Below are 255 nucleotides of genomic sequence, written 5' to 3' on the forward strand. Positions count from 1 at the left end.
CGGGTTTTGTCGAGCGTGTGTATGCCCACGCACCTGGTGATGTGCTGAAAGCGAATGCCGCCTTGGCAGATATCTTGGTGCCGGAGTGGGCAGCTGCTCAGGAGGAATTTCTCGCCCTCAAGCGTAGTGGCGATGCTGGCTTGCTGACAGCGGCCCGGCAGCGACTGCGGCTAACCGGAATGCCACTTACGTTAATTGCTCAAGTTGAGCGCACTGGCAAAGTTCAATCGAACCTGACGCTGACCAGCCCTATTG

General features: G+C 57.6%; 1 pseudogene. It reads left to right on the forward strand.

The window, feature by feature from the left end:
• Positions 1–255: pseudogene (locus KMS84_RS44720) on the forward strand (efflux RND transporter periplasmic adaptor subunit); the annotation flags it as partial.

Source organism: Streptomyces hilarionis, assembly GCF_024539675.1.
In the GTDB taxonomy this organism is placed as follows: domain Bacteria; phylum Actinomycetota; class Actinomycetes; order Streptomycetales; family Streptomycetaceae; genus Streptomyces; species Streptomyces hilarionis.